Below are 26,619 nucleotides of genomic sequence, written 5' to 3'. Positions count from 1 at the left end.
TTAGTGGACAAATTTATAATCAAAGGTGGCAGGGTTCTGTCAGGTGAGGTAAGAGCCGGTGGTGCAAAAAACGCCTCTCTTGCCCTGATTCCTGCGGCTTTGCTTGCTTCCGGCAAAATGCTGCTCTCAAATACGCCGGAATTAAATGATGTTTTCACCATGTTGAAATTAGTGAGACACCTTGGTGTGGAAGCATCCTTTAAAGATGAATTGATTACACTGGACACTGCCGGTGTTTCAGTTCTCGAAGCTCCGTATGAACATGTGAAAAAGATGCGTGCCTCTGTTTATGTTCTGGGGCCGTTACTCGCAAGACACGGCTATGCAAAAGTTTCACTTCCCGGCGGATGTGCATGGGGACCCCGTCCGATCAATCTTCATCTTGAAGGATTGAAGAAACTCGGTGCCCATATCGATCTGGTGGATGGTTACATAATTGCGAAGAGCAAAAGGTTGAAGGGGAACAGAATCAATTTTGATGTCCCTTCAGTAGGGGCTACAGGCAACCTTTTGATGGCGGCAGTGTTGGCAAAAGGCGAGACAATCCTGAATAATGCAGCGATGGAACCCGAAATCACAAACCTTGCTGAATTCCTCTCGAAAATGGGGGCGAAAATCGGTGGAATTGGTACCCCAATTCTTCACATTCAGGGAGTTGACTCACTTCAACCGGCAGATATTGAGACAATTCCAGACAGAATAGAAGCCGGTACGCTTTTGCTGGCAGGAGCAATTACCGGCGGAAAAGTTACCGTAAAATCTTCAAATCCGCTTCACATCTACTCTGTGATCGCAAAAATGGAAGAAAGCGGAGTTACTTTCACATACGATGATTCCTCCATAACCGTCGATGCAAAAGGAGTGAGACCCGAGGCAATCAATGTTACAACAGGTCCTTTCCCCGGTTATCCCACCGATATGCAGGCACAATGGATTGCTTACATGGCGACTGCCAAGGGAGTTTCCACTGTCACCGATACAATCTACAGAGACAGATTTACTCATGTGCCTGAACTTGCGAGGCTTGGTGCACAAATTGAGGTTAAAGACAATTCCGCAGTTGTAAAGGGAAGCAGGAAATTAAGCGGTGCAAAGGTTATGTCAACTGATTTACGAGCCAGCGCAAGTCTTGTTCTCGGCGGACTCGCTGCGCATGGAACTACCGAAGTACTCCGGATTTACCACCTTGACAGAGGCTACCAACGACTTGAAGAAAAACTTCGTAATTTGGGAGCTGAAATTGAACGCGTTCCGGGCACTGAATATTAAATTCCCGGAAGACAGAAATTTTTTGATTGCGTGTGGTTTTTTGCTCGCAGTCAACATCCTTTTCCTTTTTCTGCCTGTACTGAAGTTTTTTAGCTACGAGGCATCTGTTTTAAATGCAGTCCTGATAACTTTCTTATCAGGACTGTCTTATTTTAAATCAACCGCAGATGTTGATCAACTCAGGGACGGGTTAAAAACATTTTTCAAAAAAGCGGTTATTTATCTTCTGATCCCTCCGGTGGTTTACTTCTTCGGTCATCTTTTCTCCGGTGACTGCAGTTTGCTGAGCGGGTTAAAGTATTACTCAGTCTTTTGTTTAACGGCTCCTCTTACGGGAGGAGCAATATCGGCTGTTGTTCTCCTCACCGGAATAAAGTTCAGGAAAACGGTTTTCTCTATTCTATTTTTGCTCGTTCTTTTCAACTGGATTATTGATTTCTACCTCTATCCGCAATTCTATCTCTACAATGCCATCTTCACTTACTACCCGGGGGTGATTTATGATGAGTTCATTCCGGTTACCGAAAAAATTGTGTTATACAGGGGGGTAATTTCAATTGTCGCCCTTGTAATTATCATTGTAGAAATCGTTTTCAGAACGAAGGAAATCAGGGAACGGCTGATTTTTGGTGTCTCGATCATCATACTCCTGCCGGCAATTTCCTATTATGTCTCCCGTGAAGCCGGCTTGATCACATTGCGGGAAAATTTCACTGAAAACTTCAGAGACGGAGTTGTTACGCCTCACTTCCTGATTTTATCCGAGGAAAAACTGACTCCTGCAGAGTTGGAATATGTAGCAAATCTCCACGAAGTATATTACCATGAACTTGTGCAGTACTATAAAATCAAGCCACCGGAACACCTTCAGTCGGTAGTATTCAAAGACTCAAAAAGCAAGAAGATGTATCTCGGAGTTGAAAATGCCGATGTAGCCAAACCATGGTTGAGGCAGGCGTATACAACCAGAGCCAATCTGGAGAAATCTTTGAAACACGAACTGGCTCACCTTTTTACTGCCGAATTTGGCTGGAGCATATTTAAGGTAGCCCACAATTTTATGCCTGGTCTGATAGAAGGAGCTGCCACCACGGCTGATGGCGTTGTTGGGGGTTATTCGATTGATGAATTTGCGGCTGCAGCTCTGAACTCGAAATACAAAGTGGATGTCTCGCAGGTTTTTCCCGGTTTTGGTTTTTTTAATGTAAATCCGACTCTTGCCTATCTCATCAGCGGAGCATTCAGCAGGTTTATGATTGAAACATCCGGAATTCAAAAATTCAGAGAGTACTACGAAACAGGAGATTTTGAGGCGGTTTACAAGAAACCGCTGGAAGCGTACTCGGGTGAATTCAAAAAGAAGATGTCTATGGTTCGAAGCGGAATAAGCCAGGGGACACTCGATTTCTATTTTGATAGAAAACCCCTTTTACAGAAAACATGTCCGAGATATTTTGCTGAGGAGATGGCTTTGGCCACCGAATATTTCAGAAACAAAGACTGGACCGGCGCTCTGGAAATATATCAAAGACTTTCAGAATCTGCCGGAAGTTTCTCAACAGTTGCCGGGAAAATCAACTGTCTGATGGTTCTGAAAGAAAGATCAAAAGCCCTCGCAGCAATCGACGAATTCCAAAAAAAGAACCTGTCATACTCTGACCGATTGAACTCCCAACTGCTAAAGTACTCAATTGTGCATCTCACAGGTGACACTGTGGCAGTCAGGGATATCAAAAAAGAGTTTCTTGATCCTAATGTTCCTGATTTTATGTTGAATGCTTTTAGACTACGGGATCGGCTGTTGGAGAATGGAGTGGACCCGTTTATTTACAGTTCACTCGGTTCTGAGGAGAGACTGCGAACTCTCTATTCATTAAAAGAGAAAGATGAGATAATATATGAGGCAATTGTTGAGATTTTATACAACGGAGTGTTACCTTTTCCCGGTGCCATCAATCTAAAGGAATGCATTGCCGGCATTTCAGACAGTGGAAAGTTGAAACTGTGTACTGTTTTGGTAAGATCGAATAAAGACAAAAATGTTGCGGTTACACTTATGGAAATTGATGAAAAAAAATTGTTGTTGCAACAGGAAATTTCAAAATATCGTATATTTAAGGCTGTGTTTGCAAATTAGTGGAGAAGTGAAAGCCGTTTGATAAAGAGTGATTTGGAAATTAAAGATTTAATCGTTGGAAATCTGCAAAAACTGCCTTTTATAGAGGCAGCGGCAGAAATTGCCGGACAAAGGAACGAGAAGGCATTCGTCGTTGGTGGGTATATTAGAGACCTGATACTTGGGGCAGGCAAACAGGATATTGATATTTTGGTGGTGGGAGACGGTACTGCTTTCGCTGAAGATCTGGGCAGGAAACTTGGGGTAAAGGATATCATTGTATATGGTAATTTCGGGACTGCAAACTTCAAATATGGAGATTTTGATCTCGAATTCGTGGGAGCCAGGAAGGAAAGTTATAAGCCTGAGAGCCGTAACCCGGAAGTGGTACCCTCGACTTTCGAGGACGACATTTCCAGAAGAGATTTTACCATAAATTCTATCGCTGTTTCTATAAACAAAGATTCGTTTGGCGAGATTTCTGATCTATACAACGGTATTGGAGACATTTTCGCCGGTGTTCTGAAAACACCCCTCGAGCCTGACACAACTTTTGATGACGATCCTTTGAGGATTATGCGGGCTATCCGTTTCGCAGCGAGATTCGGATTTACTATAGACGCCGAAGTTTTTGAAGCCATGAAAAGAAAAGCTGCGAGGCTCGAGATTGTAAGTCAGGAGAGAGTAAAGGATGAGTTTATAAAAATACTCGGTGGCGAAAGACCCGGTGACGGTTTGAGGTTGATGTACGAATCGGGAGTCATGAAAATTGTCTTTCCGGAGGTTGACAAACTTGGCGGAGTTGATCAGATAAACGAGTATCACCACAAGGATGTGTTTTATCATACATGTCTGGTGGTGGATAATATCTCAAAAGTCACGGATGATGTGTGGCTGAGGTTCGCAGCACTGGTTCATGATATTGCAAAACCGCAGACGAAGAGATTTGTTGAAGGTACGGGTTGGACATTTCATGGTCATGAAGAACTGGGTGCCAGGATGATGAGGGGTATCTTTCAGAGAATGAAATTTCCTTTTGCGAAGATCAATTACATAAAAAAATTAGTAAGACTTCATTTGAGGCCTGTGGCTCTTTCAAATGATTCGGTGACCGACTCGGCGATCAGGAGACTGATTGTGGAGGCAGGAGACGATCTTGACGATCTGATAACCCTCTGCCGGGCTGATATTACAAGCAAAAACGAGTATAAAGTAAAAACCATCCTTGCGAATTATGACAGGGTGATGCAAAGAGTACTCGAGGTCAGAGAGAAGGATGCCCTTAGAGCATTCCAGTCTCCTGTTCGGGGTGAGGAGATAATGGAAGTGTTGAAACTGAAACCCGGGCGGGAAGTGGGAATCGTAAAAAAAGCAATCGAAGAAGCAATTCTCGAGGGGATTATTCCCAACGAATATGATGCAGCTTATAAGTATATGTTGGATGAGGCGGCAAACCTTTTGAATCCGGGCATTAAGAGCGCCTGATATCAAAAATGTTCCGCCATTCATAAATAAATGTGACCGTTTATAAACTAATTTCCTCTGTTAATTACTGATTACATAATTTGTGACGGTGATTACAGAAAATAGACAAAAATCACTTTGGAGTGACTAATGAATAAATTGTTTGCAGCATTTTTTGCTATTATTCTCTTATTCAATGCCGCGGCACAAGAGAAGAAAATTTTAACCATCGACGAAGCGATCCGGCTTGGTTTCAGGAACAATCCAAATGTTCTGAAATCAAAAAACCAGATCGAAAGTGGAAAAAGCAATCTGCTTTCATCGAGAAGCGATTTGTATCCGACCGTTACAGGTAATGCTTCCTGGGACTGGTCGAGGACCGACTTTAAGGTCGGCGATTTTTCGCTGAAAGATGAAAGAAGAAGCTGGGGACTGGGTGTGAGTTCCAGTTACACTGTTTTTGACGGGTTTGCCAAATACACCTCAATAGGTATGAAAACCAGAGATATTCAGGCTGCCAAACTGAACCTTATGCGTCTGCAGCAGGAGATTGTTTACCAGACCATAACTCAATATTACAATATTCTCAACTTCACCGAACTGGTTAAAGTGAGAAAAGAAAATCTTGACTGGAACAAAGAAAACCTGAAGATTATTGAGGCAAATGTGAAAGTCGGATCAGGAATTCTTACCGATGTAAGGCAACAAGAGGTAAAGGTAGGACAGGCGGAACTTGACCTTCTTCAGGCAGAACAGAGTCTGAATGATGCCAAGCAGAGGCTCTATTACTATCTCGGACTTGATGTTACCGAAGATTTTGAGTTTGTGGATGGAACAAAGCTGCTTACTCCTCTGAAAAAGGATACTGTAAGTGGCGATAACTGGTATGACAGGTCTTTGGATGAACTCGTGGCTGAAGCCATGAAGAAGAGATCAGATGTCAGAAAAGTTGAAGTTGACCTTCAAAATGCTGAATCCGGGGTGGAACTCGCTCAGAGTGCAAACATGCCCAGGATTACAAATTCAGTATCATATTCCCTCGGTGGAACAACTCCCTGGAACATACTTGATAACCGCACGATCAGCTTTGGATTCAATCTGAGTATTCCCATCTTCAGCGGTTACTCAATCACTGCAAACGAGCAACTTGCCCAAATTCAGGTCAAGAATAAACAAATAGAGCTGACAGATCTTCAGAAGGCGATCAAAAGGGATTTACTGCAGTCATATCTTGAACTTAAGACCGCTGAAAAGAAGATCGATGTTGCACGCAAAAGCATTATTTCTGCAGAAGCCAACAGAGACCTCGAAGAAGCAAGATATAAAGTGGGTTCAAGCACTTTAATTAATCTGCAGCTTGCAAATACCGACCTCGTCAGAGTACAGGTTGACTATTTGAACTCACTTTTCGACTTGTTAAAGCTTGAAGAACAATTGAAGTACGATCTTGGATCGATTAATACAGAGAATTTTGAATAAGACATTTTATTTTTGGAGATAGAGATGGCTGAGAAAAAGCGCTCAAAAAAGATATTGGTTTTCGGAATACTTTTCGTCCTTTTGGCAGTAATTATTGGACTGATCATAGCGAAAGGTTCCAAGGAAGAGATTCCTGTGGTTCAGACAGAAAAAGCTGTAATGCGTACAGTTACTCAGACCGTAACTGCTACAGGAAAAGTGGAAGCAGAGTTCAAAGTGCTGATAACACCTGAAGTCACAGGTGAAATAACCCAGCTTGCGGTAAAGGATGGAGATAATGTTAAGCAGGGTGACCTTCTTTTCAAGATCAAATCCGATATCTATGCTTCACAACTTGAAAGAGCTGAAGCAAGCCTGGAATCGACCAAGGCATTGAAGGCGCAAAGGGAAGCTGAACTGATGAGATTACAACTCGATCTCAACAGGATGGAGGAATTGTTTAAAAAAGGAATGTCAAGTCAGGCTGAATACGATCTGATAAAGGCACAATGGCTCTCGGCTAAAGCGGGGCTCGATGCAGCAAATGCCAATATTTCACAAAACATGGCTGCTGTTCGTGAAGCACGCGAACAACTTGCTAAAACCACAATAAACTCTCCTTTAACAGGAACCGTTACAAAGCTCAATGTTGAAAAAGGTGAGAGAGTTCTGGGAAGCGGATTCAGTCAGGGTACCAATGTGATGACGATTTCCGACTTAAAAAACATGGAAGCAATCGTTGATGTTGATGAAAATGATATAGTGAATGTAAAACTTGGTGATACTGCTAAAATAAAAGTTGATGCCTACGGCGATAAACAGTTTCTCGGAATTGTATCTGAAATATCAAACAGTGCCAAAACCACCGGTCAAGGTACACAGGAACAGGTTGTGAATTTCGAAGTGAAAATAAAGATTCAGGATGCTGAATCAGTACTTCGTCCGGGAATGTCGTGCAATGCAATCATCGAGACCGAGACAATGGTGAATGTGGTTACAGTTCCAATACAGTCTGTAACTGCCAAGATAGAGGACATGAAACCTGCAGACAATCCGGATGAGCAAAATGCTGCTGTTAAGAAGAAAACCCCTGCGAAAAAAGACAAACCTGATGAGATAGTGTTTGTTATCGATGGTGGCAAAGTTAAGGAAGTACCGGTGAAAAGCGGTATCAGTGATGATAATTACATCGAGATAAAGTCGGGACTGAAACAGGGACAGGAAGTCGTCAGTGGACCTTACAGGGCGATCTCACGCGAACTGAAGAATGACATGCTCGTAAAAGTTGACAATGGCGGTGGCGGACCAAAGCAGGAAAAGAAATAGAAATTGAGTGTTAAATGAACATAATAACCATTGAGAACATAAAGAAGATCTATAAGATCGGTACTCAGGAAGTTCGTGCGCTTGCGGATGTTTCGTTGAAAATAGATGCAAATGAGTATGTCGCCATCATGGGACCATCGGGTTCCGGCAAATCAACTCTGATGAACATGCTCGGATGTCTCGATACCCCGACAAGCGGCAGGTATGAGTTCAAAGGAAACAATGTGAGTCAGATGTCTGATAATCAGCTCGCTGAGATCCGTAACCGTGAGATTGGTTTTGTTTTCCAGACTTTCAACCTCCTTTCGCGAAGCAATTCACTTCACAATGTTGAGCTGCCCCTGATTTACTCGGGTATGCCAAAACACGAAAGAAGAGAAAGAGCTGAGAATGCTCTGAAGAGTGTGGGACTGGGCGACAGAATCCATCACAAACCAAACGAACTTTCCGGCGGCCAGAGACAGAGAGTGGCAATTGCGAGAGCACTGGCTACAAATCCTGCCATTATTCTTGCTGATGAACCGACTGGTAACCTCGATTCCAAGACGGGTGAAGAGATCATGGCTCTATTTCATGAGATTCATCAAAAAGGGAACACCATTATTCTTGTTACCCACGAGGATGAGGTTGCGCGTCATGCTCAGAGAATAATCAGACTGAAGGATGGACTGATCGAGAGTGATAAATCTGTTGTTAACCGAATCATTCCCGGATTGATTGTCAGCGAACATAAAGATGGAGTTCAAACAATTTGAGTACCTTTTTGTATGAGATCAAAGAAGGACTTCTGATAGCCTTTACCGCTATCAAGGCGAACAAGATTCGAACTTTTCTGACGACTCTCGGCATAGTAATCGGTGTTACTTCAGTTGTGTTGATGTCGACAGCCATTAAAGGTATCGACGGTGCATTCCAGCGGGGGATCAGTTCTCTCGGTTCCGATGTGCTTCATATCGACAAGTGGGAGTGGTTCAGTAATGTTGACTGGTGGAAAATCAGAAAAAGGCCCAATATAACGATGGAAGACTACGAGAAATATAAAAGGCTCGCGAAACTTCCTGTGGCAGTGGCTCCAACCATCTGGTCGAACGAAACTGTAAAGAATGGAGAACTTGCGATGGAGAATATCTTCGTCTCGGGCTCCACTGCCGAGTATCTCGAAACCACGAATTTCACTTTTAAGTCGGGAAGATTCTATTCTGACATCGAGAGCAAGTCGTCGCGATATGTTGCAGTACTTGGTTCGGAAGTGGAGAAAAACCTCTTCCCTGCGGGTAACAGCCTCGGCAATATTATTAAAATAGGAGGTTTCGACTTCCGTGTAGTTGGCGTTTTGAATGAACAGGGGAGCTTCATCCTCGGCAATTTTAACCCTGACAAGCAGGTTTTTGTCCCGATCGGAGTCCTGTTCAAACATTTTGTAAATTCAAATTTCCGAAGTGTTACCATCGATGTAAAAGCTCCAAGCAATGCCATGGTGAACGAAGTTAAGGATGAAGCAATCGGTGTAATGAGAAAGGTCAGAGGATTGCGTCTGGGTGATGACAACAACTTCTCTGTAAACCAGCAGGAAGGGTTGATGGAAAACTACAACTCAACTGTTGGCGTTATTTCGGTGGGCGGGCTTTTCATCACAGGTCTTTCCCTGTTCGTAGGTGCGATAGGAATCATGAATATCATGTTTGTATCTGTGAAAGAAAGGACGAGGGAGATCGGTGTAAGAAAAGCGATTGGAGCTAAGAGAAGAACAATTTTATTACAGTTTCTAATGGAATCTTCAGCAATTTGTCTGCTGGGTGGATTGGTCGGTCTCATAAATGCCGTTTTGCTCAGTATGCTGGTCAATCAGTGGCTGCCGACATCAGTTCAGTATGATGCGGTAGTAATTGCTATCGTGATTTCTCTGATAGTCGGGGTTCTGGCGGGATTTGCCCCGGCATGGCAGGCATCCAAACTTGATCCTGTGGAGGCTTTGAGGTACGAATGACAAGTTTTTTTGAATCATTGATACTTGCTCTTGGGGCGCTCAGAGCAAACAAACTTAGAGCTGCCCTTACAATTCTTGGAATTGTAGTCGGTATTTTTTCAATCATTGTAATTATGACTGTGATTACAATGCTTCAAACGAGTATCGAGGAAGGTGTGGCATCACTTGCCAAGAATACCTTTCAGATACAAAAATTCCCTGCAATCCGTTCGGGTGGTCCGGGGGCTATGGCCAAGTACAGAAACAGAAGGGACATTACTCTTGAGGAGTATTACCGGCTGAAAGATGGACTGACCGTTGCCAAGTTTGTCGGTGCCGAGCAGTGGCAGTTTGGTAAAGTAATAAAATACCGTAACAAAGAGACCAATCCGAATGTGTCAATTTCCGGAATTACTGCACTCGCCATAAAAACCAACGACTGGAAAGTGGAGTTTGGCAGGGAAATACGCGATCTCGATGTTCAGAACAGCAATAATGTTGTCATTCTGGGGAAAGATGTTGCAACGAAAATTTTTGACAATGTGGATCCGATAGGTAAAGAAATCAGAGTGGATGGTAAACCCCTCAAAGTGATTGGTGTGTACGAAGGACAGGGACAAATGTTCGGTCAGAGCCGTGACAACTTTGTTACTATTCCTATAACCACTTTCCAGGGATACTACGGCAAATATAAAAACAGTGTGAACATAACCGTTACTTCACATTCGAAGGAAGACTACGACAAGGTGATCGAAACTGCAATCGGGATGATGCGCTCCATCAGGAAAAATGCACCCGGTGAAGAGAGTGATTTCGAGATTTTCAGTAATGAATCAGTGATGAGTCAGATAAACGATGTGACAATCTATGCTAAAATTGGTGCCGGAGTTGTTTCTTTCATAGCATTGCTTGCGGCCGGAATTGGTATCATGAATATCATGTTGGTCTCAGTAACCGAGCGAACCAGAGAGGTCGGTATCAGAAAAGCTATCGGAGCGAAAAGTTATCAGATTTTGCTCCAGTTCATGATTGAAGCGATACTTCTCTGTTTCCTGGGCGGACTCGTGGGTATCTTCCTCGGCGTGGGTATCGGAAATCTTGCCGGGTCATTCCTGAATGCAAAAGCAGCCGTACCTTACGACTGGATTCTTATCGGTATCGGTCTCTGTATCATGGTGGGTGTACTATTCGGAACCTATCCTGCATACAAAGCCGCAAACCTCGATCCAATAGAAGCACTAAGGTATGAACAATAGGTATTAGGTATTAGGTATCAGGTATTAATTCGATATACAGAGCTTTGTGCCTAGGACATAAGTTTCATCCCAGTCAAGTTATTTCAAAAAAAACTTGGAGTTGACAGTAAATTTATATAAATTTAATACCTAATACCTAATACCTAATACCTAATACCTAATACCTAATACCTAATACCTAATACCTAAAGAGAGCATGGTATCGTCAGGTCAATGCCGGTGATGTACCATCTACCGTCGATGAAGCCGAAATAAAGCCGGAATTTGTGATAGTAGGGGGCATTATCGGTCTGAATTAAAGTCCAGAGGGTGTATTTTTCACAGTTCTTGATTTTTTCAAGGGTGGCAGAAGGCAATTCCTGGTTCTCTGATTTTTTTTCGAATCGCAAAAACTCTTTTGCAGTTGGATCGATTTTCCCCATAAAACAACCCGTTTTCGACCAGCTCTCCAATTCACATCTGTATTGAGGAATCTCTTCGAATTTTGGCTGACACGATTTAGGCACTACCTTCATCAGGGGGTGGTCGAGAATTGAATCGATTTTATTGAACCATTCGAGTTTTATATAAGCACCGGAATTCTGCAACACGGTAAAACCAACGGCCGGATGAGTAAAGTCGTTTAATGTTTTCAATTCACCGATATTATAGATAATAAGAACTGTGTTGTAAGTATTTAAGAGAGAAGATATCTCTTCGCTTACCTTTTGTTCATTTTTTTTCTCTTTATCCGTCATCTTGTCGGTGGTTTCTCCATCCTTCTTTGGTGGAGGATTTTTATCGACGGGTTTTTCTTTCTCTTTTGGGGGTTCCTTTTTATCGTTGTTCTTTGGAGTATTTTGTCCTTTGAGGGTGAGAACCACTTTGTTTTCAGGTGTAAACTCCAGAACCCAAAGCTTTTTTATTTTAAGTTCAGCCTGTAATTCCTTTTTATAGAATTCGGCATCGGTTCTTTTGGAAAAGAGTCCTGCAACAACCCGGTAGCGGTTTTTTTTGGCAGCTTCATTTTTGACAACCCGGACAGTCATACCCATGTCAGCAAATTTCTTTGCCTGAGCTTTTGCATCATCCAGATTGGGACCTGACAGAAGCACTACTCCAAATCCCTTCTCAAGAGGAGAGATTGTATGCTCAGAATTTGATAAAACCGGGTTTGACGGATCCGGCGGAAATGCATGGATTGTCAGTGATATCAACACAAGAATTATCAAAGCTGTTTTTTTCATCCGGTGGTTTCCATTTGCAGTTACTTATTGACTTTGCGATTAGAAGATTGATAAACGGGTTGTTTTTGAAATTTAAAAATAAGCATTTAACCTGAATTTATTCGTGCAATGGGGGAGAGAAGGTACAACCGGCAGAAAGCAGGCTAGTTTTTTCTGTATTAATCCGTAAAAAGCAATAAAATGATGTGTAAACATCGTTTTATTTTCAGTTATTTGAAAAACTTTATTAACTTGAGTTTAAAAAAAGAGAGAATTTCCTGCATATCTTAAAAGCTATTTTTAAGTTTGTGAAATCGCCATGGTTTGAAGTAACCATTTGGGTGGCAGCCATTTTTTACCTCTTTTTTTATGACCCGTTCAAAGAGAGTGATTTTACATTTTGCATATATAGCAATCTTGGATTCGAATATTGCCCGGGATGTGGATTGGGCAGGTCGGTTTCTTATCTTTTGCACGGAGAGCCCGGACTGAGTTGGGAAACTCACAAACTCGGGTTGCTCGCACTTCCCATGCTTCTTTACAGGATTGTGCAAATTTCATACACCCAATATAATTTCAAAAAAAAAGATAAAGCATTATGGCAAAAGCAATAGATACAATGCAATTGCTTAAATAAGACTATTATGATAATTTTTCAACTAATCAATAACCCAATTCATTTAATAACAGAGGTCCCCTATGGCAAGAGTTCAAGACTTTTTACCACAAGCATCGTTCGAAGAAATGAACTTTCTCGAATCGTATTTTTCAAAAATGTCAGACGATCAGGCTAAAGAATTTGCGATGATCTACTCGCAGAAAAGGAAAGATGCCCAGACAGTTATGATCTTAACAGTTCTCGGTTTCTTCGTGGCCGGCGGTATTCAGAGATTTTACCTCGGTCAGATAGGAATGGGTATTCTTTATCTTTTCACCGGTGGTCTTTGTCTTATCGGAACTATTATGGATCTCGTGAACAACAAGACCCTGACAAACGATTTTAACATGAAAGCAGCTCAGGAAGTTGCAATGATGATGAGATTGTAGTTCGTTTTGACTTTTTATAATTGACTGATTTTCGTACATTTCCGTATAACTTTCACCCTAAAAATGAAAGGACGGGAGATTTGGAAAATATCAAGTATAATCTGTTCGAAAGAACAGAACCGGTAGTTCTACCGGAACAGCTTGGATTTGGAAAGTACTTTACTGACAATGTATTTGTCATGGATTACACACCTGCAAAAGGGTGGCATAATCCTCAAATAACATCACTGGCTTCGCTTCAGATGCATCCTGCAACTTCTGTGTTGCACTATGGACAGACGATATTCGAAGGCTTAAAGGCATATTATACTCCGGATGGTGAATATCAGTTATTCAGACCTGAGGAGAACTTCAAAAGAATGAACAATTCTGCAAGAAGACTTTGCATGCCCGAAGTGGATGTCGACTATTGTGTGGATGCGCTTAAGGAACTCGTTTGGATTGAACGGAATTGGATTCCCCGCGGGGAGAGCGATTCCTTGTATGTCAGACCATTCATGTATGGTGACGATCCTGTTCTCGGGGTCAAACCATCCGATACATATAAATTTATTCTGTTGCTTTCACCTGTTGGAGCGTATTACCCCGAAGGTTTTAAACCCGTAAAGATACTCATTCAGGACGAATATGTTCGTACCGTGAGAAAAGGTCTTGGCGAGTGCAAGACTGCCGGGAACTATGCTGCAAGCCTCATTGGTCAGGAAATTGCCAAAAAAGAGGGTTGCACCCAGACTCTTTGGCTCGATGCTGTGGAATTGAAGTATATTGAAGAAGTCGGTACAATGAACATATTTGTGCAGTTTAACGACGAAGTGGCTACACCTCAGCTTACCGGTGGAATACTCCCCGGCATCACCAGAAAATCAGCAATTCAGATTCTGAGAGACTGGGGATACAAAGTAAGCGAGAGACAGGTTTCTTTGGATGAGTTGCTGACACGATATGCAAAAGGTGAAGTACTCGAAGTATTTGGAACAGGTACTGCTGCCATTATATCATCGGTTTGTGAATTGAAGTATAAAGATAAAAGTCTTGTTTTCTGCGATCGTCAGGTCGGAAAACTTGCCGAGCGCCTCTTCAAGGAACTTACCGGCATCCAGAAAGGCATATTGCCCGACCGTTTCGGCTGGACAACAAAAGTGGAACCCGTTTCGGTTACTGCCTAACAAAAAATGAAAATATATTTAGCTGCCTTGCGTTAAAACAGGGCAGCTTTTTTTATAGGAACTTCGGAACCTCAGAACTTCAGAGCCTCGGAACCTCGGGAAATCTACTCAGGTACTCAAGTACTCAGGTACTCAAACACACAACAAACACAAGGCGATCACAAATGCACACATTCTTAAAAAAATACAGACTTAAAATCACACTTGTCGCACTTCTCTTCATATTTGCCGGATCAAGAATCCCGGATGAAGGGATGTTTCCACTTAGCGAGATACCCGGTCTTAATCTGAAGGATGCAGGACTTAAGATAGGAATTGAGGAAATTTACAATCCGAATGGTGTGAGTCTGATAGATGCATTAGTGAAGGTTGGGGGTTGTACAGGGTCCTTTGTGTCGGATGACGGCCTGATTCTCACAAACCACCATTGCTCTTTTGATTATGTGGCAGAAGCCAGCACAGTCGAAAACAATTACCTTGAGAATGGATTTATTGCCGGGAAAAAAGAGCTTGAGATACCTGCAAAGGGTTTGACCTGCCAGATCACAGTCGGTTACAAGGATGTGTCAGAGATTATTTTGCAGGCTGCTGAAGGAAAAGAGTCTGCCGAGAGAGTGGATGCAATAAATAAAGCCCGCCGCAAACTTGTTGAAGAGGCTCAAAAAGAACCCGGCATAAAGGCTGAAGTATCCGAAATGTTCATAGGCAAAACCTATATCCTGTTCCTTTACAAAGAGTTAAAGGATGTGCGGCTTGTTTATGTCCCTGCCCGTGCAATCGGGGAGTTTGGTGGAGAGACAGACAACTGGGTATGGCCTCGTCACACAGGCGACTTTTCATTCCTTAGAGCTTATGTGGCTCCCGACGGTTCCGCAAAGTCTTACTCGAAAGATAATGTCCCCTATAAACCCAAAAAATTCATCAAAGTAAATCCCGACGGTGTGAAGGAAAATGACTTCGTTTTTGTACTCGGATATCCCGGCGTAACCTACAGAAACAGACCATCTGAATTTCTGAAGCTTCACAGGGATGTGCGGCTTCCTTACATGCAGCAGGTTTTTGCTTCTGTTATTGCAAAGTTTGAAGAATTGAGCGCCCAGAACCCGGACTGGAAACTTAAACTCGATCCCCAGATTAAAACAATGGCGAATACCGAGAAGAATTTCAGAGGCAAGCTGATTGGATTCAACAAGGTTGACATAATCGGTCAGAAGGAGCGGGAGGAAGTTGAACTCGAGAAATTTATCGCTTCCGATCCCGTGCTCAAAGCAAAATACACCGGTCTGATGGCGAAAATCAAGAAAGAATATGAGCCGTTATTCAAGGTGACATCGCTTAATCTCTTTGGAACAGTTCTTTCGAGATTCTCTACTGCATACCAGCTTGGTGAATTGATGGCTGAATATATGTCAGCCAAACTTCTCCCTGATGAAAAAAGACCAAACATCTTTAAGGCCAAAAACAAAGCTCAATTGGATGCTACGATCAATGAGTTTTTTACAAATTACATACCCGAAGCTGACCTGAACCACTTCAAAATTGTCATTTCTGATGCCGCAAAAAGAGGTGAGTTGAAAGACAATCCCGTGCTTGCCAGATTCATGACAAACAGACCCGCAGCAACAGAGGCAGAGGAATATTTTAGAAGTGTAACCTCGAAGACACAGCTTCTGAACAAAGAGAATTTTACTAAAATGCTGGAGATGACCCCTGCCGAATTCGCTGAACTTAAAGACCCGCTCGTGGATATGTACGCCGAATTCGATGCTGAATTTACAAGATCGGGAGAGATTGCTAAAAATGCGGATGGAAATCTGAACTCGCTTCTCGCAGATTACATAGAAGTTAAAAAACTTTACATGAACAGATCGTTCATTCCCGATGCCAACTCAACACTCCGTCTGACCTACGGTTACATAAAAGGTTACACACCTGCGGATGCTACATACTACAAACCCTTCACCACTTTGGGTGGAGTAATTGAAAAAGGCATCTCAGGCAATCCTGACTATAAGCTTCTTCCAAAACTCAAAGATTTGTGGCAGAAAAAAGACTACGGCAGATTCAAGGATGTTGATCTTGACGATCTTCCTGTTGCGATGCTCTACAATTTGGATACGACAGGCGGCAATTCCGGAAGTCCCGTTCTCGACGCATGGGGGAGACTGATCGGACTCAATTTCGACAGGGCGTTTGGTGCTACTATCAATGATTATGCCTGGAATCAGGACTACAGCCGCTCGATAGGTGTAGATATCCGCTATGTCCTTTGGAATGTGCAGAAAGTTGGTGGAGCTCCCTGGTTGTTGGATGAACTTGGGGTAAAATATTGATTTCAGTAAAGAAACCTGCTGCACCTCAGGAACCTACAAGAGACAGGATTCTGGCGACTGCTTCGGCACAAATTCTCCAAAAGGGGATACAGAATACCAGTCTGGCAGAGGTTGCGAAGAGCATAAAGATCAGCAAGGGAACACTCTATTACCACTTCAGGTCGAAAGACAGTTTGATTGAGGAGATTGCCCGTAAAAACTTCGAGGAAACCGCCATCAGAATCAAGGAAGACCTCGAGAAAACTGCACCTAAAAAATCCAAAGATATCCTATCCATCGCAATAAACGCACTTACGGTGGAGAGGAAAAATGCAAAGATTCTCCACTTTATTTATCTGGAAATTCTGCAGGGCAACAAAAAACTTGGATTCAAAATTCTCAAGATTTATCAGCAGATGAAGCAAACAATCACCGAAGCAATCCTCCCGTTCTGCAAAACCAAGGAGGAAGCTGAAAAGATTACCGCCATCGTCCTCGCCATCTCCGACGGAGCCAATCTCGGCAACATGCTCGGCATGAACGAACTTGACCCAATTGAGGCTGTAAAGTATTTGAAAGTGTGAATAAGAACTCAGGAGTTTTGGGGCTTGGGAGACTGAATAAATTATTGCTAATTTCAATTTTTTGTAAATTTGATAAATGAATTTTGGAAATAATATGATTCACAATGTTGAATTTGATAAGAATGAACTTGATTTGATGTGTCAGAAATGGAAAGTCAAGCAGCTTTCTTTTTTTGGTTCCGTGATCAGAGAGGATTTCAATTCTAAAAGTGACATCGACATTTTGATTGAATTTCAACCTGATGCAATAATTACTCTTTCAAAATTTGAAAGAATAAGAATGGATTTCGAGCGGTTTTTCAACAGAAAAGTGGATCTTGTTTCGAAGCGTGCAGTTATCAACAGCAGAAATGTTGTTAGAAAAAACGCAGTACTTTCAAATTTCAGAGTTGTTTATGGAGCGTGAAATTTCATTTATTTAGCAGAATATTTCACTTCCAAAATGAATAATGACTTTTAATTAGAGTTTACAATGAAAATCACAATCGAAAATTTCGGTCCCATCCACAAGTTTGAAATTGATCTTTCCAAGAATATTTCACTTATTTACGGGAAGAACAATATCGGGAAAAGCTATGCAATAAGTGTGGTATACATGTTGCTTAAATCATTTCCGCAAATGACTAAAGGAAGTGATTTAAAATCAGCTATCCAAAAATACAACTCCAATATCAAGAATTTAAGAACGGATATTATTCCGGGGTCGATAAAATCGGATAGAGAGGAACTGCTTAGCCGAGTAAATTCAGTTTTGGAATACTTATTAAATGACTGGATACCGGAAAAATTCAAATTGTATCTGAAATCCTCTTACGGTGATCTCAAGAATGTAAAGAATTCCATGTCTGACAGTCCGGGGCAAATTATTGTTGAGATGAATTTTCTAAGATTCCGATTTGCACTACTGGAAAACCTTGATGTTGGAGGTAAAATAGGTGTTTCTTATATTAAAAAAGAATATTTTGCCTCCAAGAAATATTCCAGGGTGAATATTGAATCTATATGTTACACGATTCTTAAAGACTTTTTCCGAAACATTAGTCTTTATACAACAAGCTTTTATTACATCCCTGCTGTCCGTTCCGGGTATTATCTCGGATTAGGAAATCTGGGTTCGATAATCTCCGAAATAAATCAATATCAGGGAATGATAGGTCAGCCATCATTTACTCTCCCAAACACGACAGTACCGGTTTCTGACTTTTACTCTCAAATATCGAATAAATCCGCGTTCAACTTCGCAGATGAGTATAATTATATGGGTGTTGTTCAAAAAATTGAAAAGAATATTCTTGATGGAACGGTTCAAATCGATACTCAAACCGGCAGAATCCTTTACTTTTCGAATAAACTAAAACGCACATTTGATTTGTCTCAAGTTTCCTCGATGGTTAGTGAGCTTTCAATTATCACAGCATACTTTAAGTATATTATCCGGGATCATGTAAGTCTCGATAATTTTGACGGTGAAAAATCTCTTTCAGTTGGCGTATTCCCAACTTTATTCGTTGAAGAACCTGAATCTCATTTACACCCCGAGGCGCAGGTTAAGTTAATGGAATATTTTGTTGGTCTCGCGAATCTTGGTCTGAAAATAATAATGACCACACATAGTGATTATATGTTTAATAAACTTACAAATCTTTTGATGCAAGGAGAAATTAAATCTAATGATGTTGGTTCTTACCTTCTTGAGAGCACAGAGACAGGTTCGGTATCCGATGCTGAAAAAATGGCGGCATTACAGGATGGTATAAACGATTACAATTTCATTGAAACTACTGAATTATTATATAATGAACGGATTGTAGCCGAAGAGAAGCATGGTTCCCAAGATAATTGAAGATATAAGAAATACGCCTGCACTTTCTCAATTCTTAGTCGATGAGTGTTGTGAAGAAGGAGCTAATCTTATTCTCAGTGACTCGATTGATCGTGACAGGTATGAGATGATAAAGGTTGATGCTTACTATAACTCACTTAACACCGAAATACCCAAGAGTGTCGATTGTTTGATAGTGCATGTTTGTCCCCTTTTTAGCAGGATTTTACATCTAATTGAATTGAAAAGTTACAGTACATCCGGACATTTATCAATTGATGATATAATTAAAAAGTTTAGGGCAACAATTGATGATTTTATTGAAAACAGGTTTTATGAACCCATTGGCAAATACAATTATCATAGAATGAATCCGGTATTTATCTCCAAGTTAAAAAGAAGGGATAAAAGCCAGAAACTTGCTCTCTTGATGGCTAAAAAAAACAGGATTCATTTCAGAGGTACCAATTACACAATTCAAGTGAAACCAAATGGATTTGAAATTGTAGATTGTTGATAGTTGTTAACTCGGAGTTATTTAATTTCTCTGATTCCAAACCTTGGAAGTTCCCAAATTCCTAAGCGTTGAGTCCCTTTTTCCCGCCTTTTCCTCAAAATCTCCTCTTGATATTTCGTCAATTATAGGTAAATTGTGGTTTCTGTTTTTTGGTAATCATAACATTGGAAAAACATGGCTAAAAGCGAACAAAATGAAAAAACATTTAAGCCGTATATCTCTGCGGCTGATTTTGTGCCCGAATTTACACCGAAGGCGATAATCCTTGGTGCGATATTCGGAATTATTTTTGGTGCTGCTACTGTATATCTTGGACTGAAAGTCGGATTAACGGTCAGTGCATCAATCCCGATCGCAGTATTGGCAATAGCAGTATTCAAGAAGATTGGTAAATCGACCATTCTCGAGAACAACATAGTTCAGACCATTGGCTCGGCCGGTGAGTCGGTTGCAGCGGGTGTTGTGTTTACAATCCCTGCTCTTTTGTTTCTCGATGGAGGAGTTGAGTACTTCGAATATTTCCAGATATTTGTACTTGCACTGGCGGGTGGTATTCTGGGAGTGTTGTTTATGGTACCGCTTCGCCGGTCACTGATCGTGAAGGAGCACGGAGTTCTTCCTTACCCTGAAGGTACAGCCTGTGCGGATGTGCTTGTTGCGGGTGAAAAAGGGGGAAACCTTGCACAAAAAGTTTATTATGGCTTGGGAATTTCCTTTGGTTATAAAGTGCTGATGTCAGTTTTTGGTCTTTGGAAAGAGGCACCTGCCTACACCTTTGACAAGAAATCAGCCCTTCCGAACGGCACGGTAATGGGGGAAATTTCTCCCGAATTGCTTGGTGTCGGGTATATCATCGGACCCAGAATTGCCGGTATAATGGTTGCGGGTGGTGTGCTATCATGGCTTGTACTTATTCCGTTGATTACATTAATCGGAAGCGGACTTGAAACAGCTTTCCCTCCTGTCAAAGAAAAATTGATCAGAGACATGAGTGCCCGTGAAATCTGGGGTAACTATATAAGGTATATTGGTGCCGGAGCAGTTACTTTTGGTGGTATCATGACACTGATAAAGACACTTCCGACTATAGTAAGTGCATTCAAAGATTCCATAGGTGACTTTAAAGCCGGCTCAGCCGGAAAGAGTACACTTAGAACCGAAAAAGACCTTCCGCTTGTTTTCGTTCTCATCGGTGCAGTTGTTTTAGTCGCCTTCATGGCAATCATCCCTTCAATTCCAACCAACTTCCTTTCTGCTGTAATGATTGTGATTTTTGGTTTCTTCTTTGTAACTGTATCCTCCCGAATAGTCGGTATCATCGGATCATCGTCGAACCCGATTTCGGGAATGACGATTGCGACTCTGATGGCTACAAGTCTTATTTTTGTCGGACTTGGCTGGACGGGAAGTGCACATCAGCCGATAGCTCTTGTAGTTGGATCGATTGTGTGTATAGCCGCTGCGAATGCGGGTGCCACTTCACAGGATTTGAAAACAGGTTATATTGTCGGTGCAACACCAATTAAACAGCAGTACGGACTTATCATAGGCGTTGTTGCCTCTTCGGTTGTTATCGGTGCAACAATGTTGATCCTAAATGATGCGATCGGAATTGGTGCCGATTCAAAAGTTTCTTCGAATCCGCTACCTGCTCCGCAGGCAACCCTTATGGCGACTGTTATCAAAGGACTTCTCTCACAGGATCTTCCCTGGGGTCTCGTTGTGACCGGTATGGGTATATCTGCAGTTCTTGAACTTGCAGGCGTGCGGTCACTTCCATTTGCTGTAGGTGCCTATCTTCCACTTTCCACAACAGCCCCGATATTTCTTGGCGGTCTGGTTAAGTGGTTTGTTGAGAAAAAGAATGGTGCAAATGCTGATGATGGTGAGATTGGACCGGGAGCACTTTTCAGTTCAGGACTTATCGCGGGTGGCTCACTCACAGGTATTTTGCTTGCGATTCTGATCGCCACTGAAGTTGAGGCTGGCAAAAATGTTATAGATGTTTTACATGTCGGTCTCGTTGAAGGACTCGGTGGTGCAGGAGATTTGATTTCTCTCGGCGTATTCGTTCTTCTTGGATTTGGATTGTATAAAGTTGCAACTTCAAAGCAGAAATAGACGGTTTGAAGAGCATATTTAAAGAATATTCTGACAGGAAAAAGCTCAAGGGAATAGACGCCCTTGAGCTTACCCCTGTAAGGTTACAGAATTTTGAGACTGGTGAGAACGGTATAATTACCGTACTTATTCCCAGATTCAAATGGAAGCCAATGCATGATCTTATGGTGAAAAACGGACGGGATCCTGACTTCAGGCTCGATCTTGATGAGACCGGGAGTGAAGTCTGGAAGTCGATTGACGGAAAGAAAAAAGTAAAAGAGATCGGCGAAGAACTTAAACAAAAACTTGGAGAAAAAATTGAACCCGACGCAAGACTGGTGAAATTCTTCTCCATGATGTTTTACAATAAAATCATTACTTTTAAAGAACTTGAAAATTGAGGTATAGATATGGGAGACAGATTAGGATCACTTAAACCGCAGCCGCTGTGGGACATTTTTGAAGAGATGTGTGCAAGACCCCGTCCTTCGAAAAAAGAGGAAGCAGTAGTTGAGTACGTGCTCGAATTTTGTGAGGAAAACTCACTCGATTATGTGAGAGATGATGCCGGCAACATCATAATCAGAGTGCCTGCAACACCCGGCTTCGAAGACAAGAAGACAGTTATTTTGCAGGGACATCTCGATATGGTCTGCGAAAAGAACAGCAATGTCGTTTTTGATTTTGAAACAGAAGGCATCAGACCATATGTTGATGGTGACTGGGTAAAAGCTGAGGGAACCACTCTCGGTGCTGACAATGGAATTGGTGCTGCTGCAGCTTTGGCAGTTGCTGTTGATACAACAATTGAACATGGTCCACTTGAGATTTTACTTACTCTTGATGAAGAAACAGGTCTTACCGGTGCAACCAATCTCGGCACTGACCTTCTTGATGGTGAAATACTTTTGAATCTTGATTCCGAGGAAATCGGTGAACTCTACATCGGCTGTTCGGGCGGAAGAGATACAAAAGGAACAATTTATTTCGAACAGGAAGAGGCTCCTGAAAACTATCTGTTTTATGAAGTTCTGGTTTCCGGGCTAAAAGGCGGTCACTCGGGACTCGATATCAACACAGGCAGAGGCAATGCAATTAAAATACTCGCAAGAATTCTGAATACACTTCAGCAGTATTATCTTGTCAGTGTTGCAGAGGTTCAGGGCGGCAGCAAGAGAAATGCCATCCCAAGAGAAGCTTCCGCAATTCTGGCCGTTGATCCTGAAGATGAAACTGTGGTACTTGAGGAAGTCATCGAATTCGAAAAGACAGTTAAAGCTGAACTTGCAACGGTAGAACCAAATCTTCGTGTGGTAATCAGAAAAATTGAAGAGAAGAAAAATGTACTCGATGAGGTAAGTGAAGACCAGTTGATTCTGATGCTTTATGCGCTTCCTCACGGAGTTCTCAAAATGTCGGCTGACATCCCGGGACTCGTTGAAACTTCCACAAATCTTGCAACAGTCACAATGCATGAAGGCAGAATTGAAATCGGAACAAGCCAAAGAAGTTCTGTTGAATCAGAAATCGAAGATGCTGTTACGATGGTTTCTTCTGTTTTCGAACTTGGTGGTGCCGAAGTTGAAACAGGCGACGGATATCCAGGTTGGAAACCTGATGTAAACTCTGAAATTCTTAAGGTTACAAAAGATGCATACCATTCATTGTATGGCAAGGTTCCCGAAGTAAAGGCGATCCATGCAGGACTCGAATGCGGCATCATAAAGGAAAAATATCCGAACATGGATATGGTCTCTTTTGGTCCCACAATCACCGGAGCACATTCACCTGATGAACAAGTTAATATTTCATCTGTTGAGAAATTCTGGTTTCACCTGGTTAAAGTATTAGAAACTGTTCCCGAAAGATAAGAATGTCAGGACACGCAATAGATAACAATTCAAATCCGGTACCCTTCGCCGTCAGGTGGGGGGTACTCGTTCTTGTATCCCTCTCGATGTTTGGCAACTATTATGTCTATGATTCCATAGCACCCGTTGCCGATCTGTTGGCATCACAACTCAAATTCACTGATTCAGATATAGGTCTGCTGCAGGGAATTTACAGCGTACCAAATATTCTGATGGTACTGCTTGGTGGTTTGATTATCGACAGAATAGGGACTGTAAAATCGATAACCCTCTTCTCACTGCTTTGCTTTACCGGAGCTGTTGTTACTGTAATGACGGACTCACTCTATTTTGTAGGTGATGCGTTCCGTTCCGTCTTCAATTCCGATATAAGCAACGAGCTCGTGGTAATGTCTCTAGGCAGACTGATATTTGGACTTGGAGCCGAATCCCTTATTGTCGCAGTTACAACAGCACTCGGGAAGTGGTTTATTGGCAAGGAGTTATCTTTTGCGTTTGGAATAAATCTAACGATTGCGAGGCTTGGTTCATTTGCAGCCGACAATTCGCCGACTTTCTTTAAGTCATATTTTACTTCATGGGAACTGCCACTTTACATCGCAGTGATAATGGCATTTATTTCAGTGGTCACCGCTTTGGCTTACTGGTATCTTGACAGTTATGCTAAAAACAACTATCACATGAAGCCGGAAGCCAAACAGGAAAAAGTGGTGCTAAGGGAAGTGTTGTCATTCAGCAAATCCTACTGGTTTATTGTTCTTTTGTGTGTGACTTTTTACTCGGGAATCTTCCCGTTCAGAACTTTTGCGATCAAATTCTTCCAGGAGTACCACGGTCTCGAGAGGGAAGTCGGAGGAATGTATAACAGCATTCTAATACTTGCTTCCATGGTTCTCACCCCGCTTTTTGGACTCCTGTCAGATTTCATCGGAAAGCGATCGCTTTTGATGATGCTTGGTTCTGTAATCCTTATTCCCGTTTACATGATGCTTTTGCAGACATCACTGCCACCCTGGATCCCAATGGCAATGATGGGTCTGGCATTCTCACTTATTCCTGCAGTCATGTGGCCCTCCGTTGCGCTTATTGTACCTGAACAAAAACTTGGAACTGCATACGGGCTGATGACGATGATTCAGAATATCGGTCTCGCAGGATTCAATTTCCTCATCGGCTGGGCGAACGATTCAAGCGGTGGATACGAACTTGGCATGTATTTCTTCTCAACTCTCGGATTCTTCGGACTGTTTTTCGCTTTCATGCTCAAGTGGGCTGAAGGAAGATCGACAGGTCACGGGCTTGAGTTTGGGATGATGCACAAAAAGAAACTATGAGCTATGAGGTATGAACTATGAGCTGTCATGTTGAATTATTAGTTATTAGTTATGAGTTTGGATGACAGCCATTAAGTTTTTTGTGGGCTTTGTTTTATTCATGCCTGTGATGATGTTCGGGCAGACCAATAAATTTGGATTCGGATGCCTCGGCCTTGTCGGTGGATTTGCCGGCTATGAAGTCAAATATTTCGAATCTCCCGGATTGAACGGTTATGTCGCAGCTTTCAACGCATCGAGGAAGGATTCTCTTCTTTCGGCGATGGGTGAATTTGGTATGCTGAAAGGATATCGCCTTGGCATGAATCTAGTCAGGAACAGAGTTTCGGGACTTGAATATACCGTGAAAGTGTTCTATGAGGCTATGACTGAACTGAAAGAAGCCCAGATAAAGGGAAAGTACAGCCTTTACAAAAACAGTCTTGAACTAAAGCAGACGGTTTTCGGTGCAGGTCTTGAACTGGGAACTCCCATTTCAAAACTCATCAGTTGGAAAATCCTTGAACTTGAAGCCACTTACGGAAATGCAGTCCTTTTCAAAAAAACAGAGGACATCAATGATCCCGTTTCGAGGATAAAATACACTTCTGACCAGTACCGCTTCGGCTTCAATTTTGCCTCGGGATTCATATTCTATCTTATCGGACAGAATATAAGTCTCGAAGGGAAAATGGGATATGCTGAATATTCCATCGGAACCATGACAGACGAAACCGGAAACAAGCTCACCATTAGTGAAAACAGCAGTGAAGTGATGGAAAGTCCGATACAAAAAGGAGGGCTTTTTTACGGAGTCCAATTTAATTTATCAATCCCTTTATGATTATGACCGATTTACAAAAAGCTTGTGATATTGCAATTAGAGATTGTATGGGAGCAAAGGCAGGGGAGACCGTGCTCGTTGTTTCCGATACAGAAAAACATGAGATTGCATACGAACTCTATCTCTCCGCCATTCGACTTGGGCATAAAGCTGTTTATTCCGAAATGCAGCCACTCGAGGTAAATGGACAGGAACCGCCGGCTGCCATCGCTGATTTAATGAAACAGTTCGATGTTGTCTTGTGTCCCACTCTCAGATCTCTCACTCACACTCAGGCAAGAAGGGATGCATCTGCAACCGGTGCCAGAGTGGCGACATTTCCCGGAATTACAAAAGATGTGATGATCAGGGGATTGAATGCTGACTATAAGAGAATTGCCGAAAGATCACTGAATCTTAAAGCTGTTCTCGATAAAGGTAAGCATGTCAGAGTTACTTCCACAAAGGGAACCGATATCTCATTTTCGATTGACGGACGGGACGCTCATGCGTCGAAGGGTCTCTTTCATGCAAAAGGTGAAAGCGGCAATCTACCAACCGGAGAGACATTCCTCGCCCCTGTTGAAGGGACTGCTGAAGGCGTATTCATAGTCGATGGTTCTTTTGCAGGAGTCGGACTCATGAAAGAGATGGATATAAAACTAACGGTAAAAAGCGGATTTGTTACCTCAGTTGAAGGTGGTGAAAATGCAAAACAGCTTTCTGAGATACTTGCAAAGGTCGGTGGTGATGCATACAATATTGCAGAATTCGGAATCGGAACCAACGATTCTGCACAACTTTCGGGACTGATCCTGGAAGATGAGAAGGTGATGGGGACTATCCACATAGCTGTAGGTGACAATATGGGTTTTGGCGGTAAAGTCAAAGTTCCGCTTCACCTCGACGGCGTAGTAAAAGATCCCGATGTTTACCTTGATGGAGAACTTATTATGAAACAGGGTAAATTTACAATAGAAGTTTAATATGGAATTCGTGGT

23 protein-coding genes are annotated in these 26,619 nt (G+C 42.2%); 22 read left to right on the top strand and 1 reads right to left on the bottom strand.

Going from position 1 to position 26,619, the window contains the following annotated elements; translation table 11 throughout:
- The first annotated feature begins 3 nt into the window (after nucleotides 1-3).
- From murA to J0L60_10935, 8 genes are all read left to right on the top strand, one after another.
- Nucleotides 4-1,269, top strand: a complete 1,266-nt coding sequence (gene murA / locus J0L60_10970) for a UDP-N-acetylglucosamine 1-carboxyvinyltransferase (protein ID MBN8546638.1) — start codon at nucleotides 4-6, stop codon at nucleotides 1,267-1,269.
- On the top strand, nucleotides 1,154-3,406 hold the full coding sequence (locus J0L60_10965) for a hypothetical protein (protein ID MBN8546637.1): 2,253 nt from the start codon (nucleotides 1,154-1,156) through the stop codon (nucleotides 3,404-3,406). Before murA ends, J0L60_10965 begins: the two co-directional genes overlap by 116 nt.
- A gap of 51 nt (nucleotides 3,407-3,457) precedes the next feature.
- Entirely contained in the window at nucleotides 3,458-4,870 is a 1,413-nt protein-coding gene (locus tag J0L60_10960) for an HD domain-containing protein (protein ID MBN8546636.1), read from the top strand.
- Between the two features lie 129 nt (nucleotides 4,871-4,999).
- On the top strand, nucleotides 5,000-6,328 hold the full coding sequence (locus J0L60_10955) for a TolC family protein (protein MBN8546635.1): 1,329 nt from the start codon (nucleotides 5,000-5,002) through the stop codon (nucleotides 6,326-6,328).
- 24 nt (nucleotides 6,329-6,352) lie between these two features.
- Nucleotides 6,353-7,633, top strand: coding sequence for an efflux RND transporter periplasmic adaptor subunit (locus J0L60_10950; GenBank protein ID MBN8546634.1), 1,281 nt, complete (start codon nucleotides 6,353-6,355; stop codon nucleotides 7,631-7,633).
- Nucleotides 7,634-7,653: 20 nt separating this feature from the next.
- Nucleotides 7,654-8,388: an ABC transporter ATP-binding protein gene (locus tag J0L60_10945; protein MBN8546633.1), complete on the top strand. Its 735-nt coding sequence runs from the start codon at nucleotides 7,654-7,656 to the stop codon at nucleotides 8,386-8,388.
- Complete coding sequence (locus tag J0L60_10940) at nucleotides 8,385-9,620, top strand: ABC transporter permease (GenBank protein ID MBN8546632.1); 1,236 nt, start codon at nucleotides 8,385-8,387, stop codon at nucleotides 9,618-9,620. Before J0L60_10945 ends, J0L60_10940 begins: the two co-directional genes overlap by 4 nt.
- Nucleotides 9,617-10,855: an ABC transporter permease gene (locus J0L60_10935; protein MBN8546631.1), complete on the top strand. Its 1,239-nt coding sequence runs from the start codon at nucleotides 9,617-9,619 to the stop codon at nucleotides 10,853-10,855. The genes J0L60_10940 and J0L60_10935 overlap by 4 nt, the downstream gene beginning before the upstream one ends.
- Nucleotides 10,856-11,040: 185 nt before the next feature.
- On the opposite strand, the gene J0L60_10930 is transcribed toward J0L60_10935, so the two are convergent.
- Complete coding sequence (locus J0L60_10930) at nucleotides 11,041-12,081, bottom strand: SPOR domain-containing protein (protein MBN8546630.1); 1,041 nt, start codon at nucleotides 12,079-12,081, stop codon at nucleotides 11,041-11,043.
- A gap of 287 nt (nucleotides 12,082-12,368) precedes the next feature.
- Between J0L60_10930 and J0L60_10925 the strand changes: the two genes are divergently transcribed.
- The 14 genes from J0L60_10925 to J0L60_10860 all read left to right on the top strand — a co-directional run bounded on the left by J0L60_10925 (nucleotide 12,369) and on the right by J0L60_10860 (nucleotide 26,604).
- Nucleotides 12,369-12,674, top strand: a complete 306-nt coding sequence (locus tag J0L60_10925) for a DUF2752 domain-containing protein (GenBank protein ID MBN8546629.1) — start codon at nucleotides 12,369-12,371, stop codon at nucleotides 12,672-12,674.
- Between the two features lie 85 nt (nucleotides 12,675-12,759).
- Nucleotides 12,760-13,107 (top strand): TM2 domain-containing protein, encoded by a 348-nt coding sequence (locus tag J0L60_10920; protein MBN8546628.1) that lies wholly within the window; start codon nucleotides 12,760-12,762, stop codon nucleotides 13,105-13,107.
- Between the two features lie 80 nt (nucleotides 13,108-13,187).
- On the top strand, nucleotides 13,188-14,273 hold the full coding sequence (locus tag J0L60_10915) for a branched-chain amino acid aminotransferase (GenBank protein ID MBN8546627.1): 1,086 nt from the start codon (nucleotides 13,188-13,190) through the stop codon (nucleotides 14,271-14,273).
- 164 nt (nucleotides 14,274-14,437) lie between these two features.
- Complete coding sequence (locus J0L60_10910) at nucleotides 14,438-16,606, top strand: S46 family peptidase (GenBank protein MBN8546626.1); 2,169 nt, start codon at nucleotides 14,438-14,440, stop codon at nucleotides 16,604-16,606.
- Complete coding sequence (locus J0L60_10905) at nucleotides 16,603-17,169, top strand: TetR/AcrR family transcriptional regulator (GenBank protein MBN8546625.1); 567 nt, start codon at nucleotides 16,603-16,605, stop codon at nucleotides 17,167-17,169. The genes J0L60_10910 and J0L60_10905 overlap by 4 nt, the downstream gene beginning before the upstream one ends.
- A gap of 94 nt (nucleotides 17,170-17,263) precedes the next feature.
- Nucleotides 17,264-17,575, top strand: a complete 312-nt coding sequence (locus J0L60_10900; protein MBN8546624.1) for a nucleotidyltransferase domain-containing protein — start codon at nucleotides 17,264-17,266, stop codon at nucleotides 17,573-17,575.
- A gap of 66 nt (nucleotides 17,576-17,641) precedes the next feature.
- The gene (locus tag J0L60_10895; GenBank protein ID MBN8546623.1) at nucleotides 17,642-19,012 is read left to right on the top strand and encodes an AAA family ATPase; all 1,371 of its coding nucleotides are present in this window, start codon (nucleotides 17,642-17,644) and stop codon (nucleotides 19,010-19,012) included.
- Nucleotides 18,993-19,508: a hypothetical protein gene (locus tag J0L60_10890; GenBank protein MBN8546622.1), complete on the top strand. Its 516-nt coding sequence runs from the start codon at nucleotides 18,993-18,995 to the stop codon at nucleotides 19,506-19,508. The genes J0L60_10895 and J0L60_10890 overlap by 20 nt, the downstream gene beginning before the upstream one ends.
- Nucleotides 19,509-19,682: 174 nt before the next feature.
- Nucleotides 19,683-21,629, top strand: coding sequence for an oligopeptide transporter, OPT family (locus J0L60_10885; GenBank protein MBN8546621.1), 1,947 nt, complete (start codon nucleotides 19,683-19,685; stop codon nucleotides 21,627-21,629).
- A gap of 5 nt (nucleotides 21,630-21,634) precedes the next feature.
- A complete protein-coding gene (locus J0L60_10880; protein MBN8546620.1) occupies nucleotides 21,635-22,012 on the top strand; it encodes a PqqD family protein in 378 nt (125 codons plus the stop codon).
- 9 nt (nucleotides 22,013-22,021) lie between these two features.
- Entirely contained in the window at nucleotides 22,022-23,482 is a 1,461-nt protein-coding gene (locus J0L60_10875; protein MBN8546619.1) for an aminoacyl-histidine dipeptidase, read from the top strand.
- Nucleotides 23,483-23,484: 2 nt separating this feature from the next.
- Nucleotides 23,485-24,816 carry an MFS transporter gene (locus J0L60_10870; GenBank protein ID MBN8546618.1) on the top strand — a complete coding sequence of 444 codons (1,332 nt, stop codon included), beginning with the start codon at nucleotides 23,485-23,487 and terminating at the stop codon, nucleotides 24,814-24,816.
- Nucleotides 24,817-24,877: 61 nt separating this feature from the next.
- Nucleotides 24,878-25,639 (top strand): hypothetical protein, encoded by a 762-nt coding sequence (locus tag J0L60_10865; GenBank protein ID MBN8546617.1) that lies wholly within the window; start codon nucleotides 24,878-24,880, stop codon nucleotides 25,637-25,639.
- On the top strand, nucleotides 25,636-26,604 hold the full coding sequence (locus J0L60_10860) for an aminopeptidase (GenBank protein MBN8546616.1): 969 nt from the start codon (nucleotides 25,636-25,638) through the stop codon (nucleotides 26,602-26,604). The genes J0L60_10865 and J0L60_10860 overlap by 4 nt, the downstream gene beginning before the upstream one ends.
- Nucleotides 26,605-26,619: the final 15 nt, after the last annotated feature.

This window comes from Ignavibacteria bacterium (assembly GCA_017302895.1).
Taxonomy (GTDB): domain Bacteria; phylum Bacteroidota; class Ignavibacteria; order Ignavibacteriales; family Ignavibacteriaceae; genus UTCHB3.
This window is presented reverse-complemented; position numbering and strand designations above follow the sequence as displayed.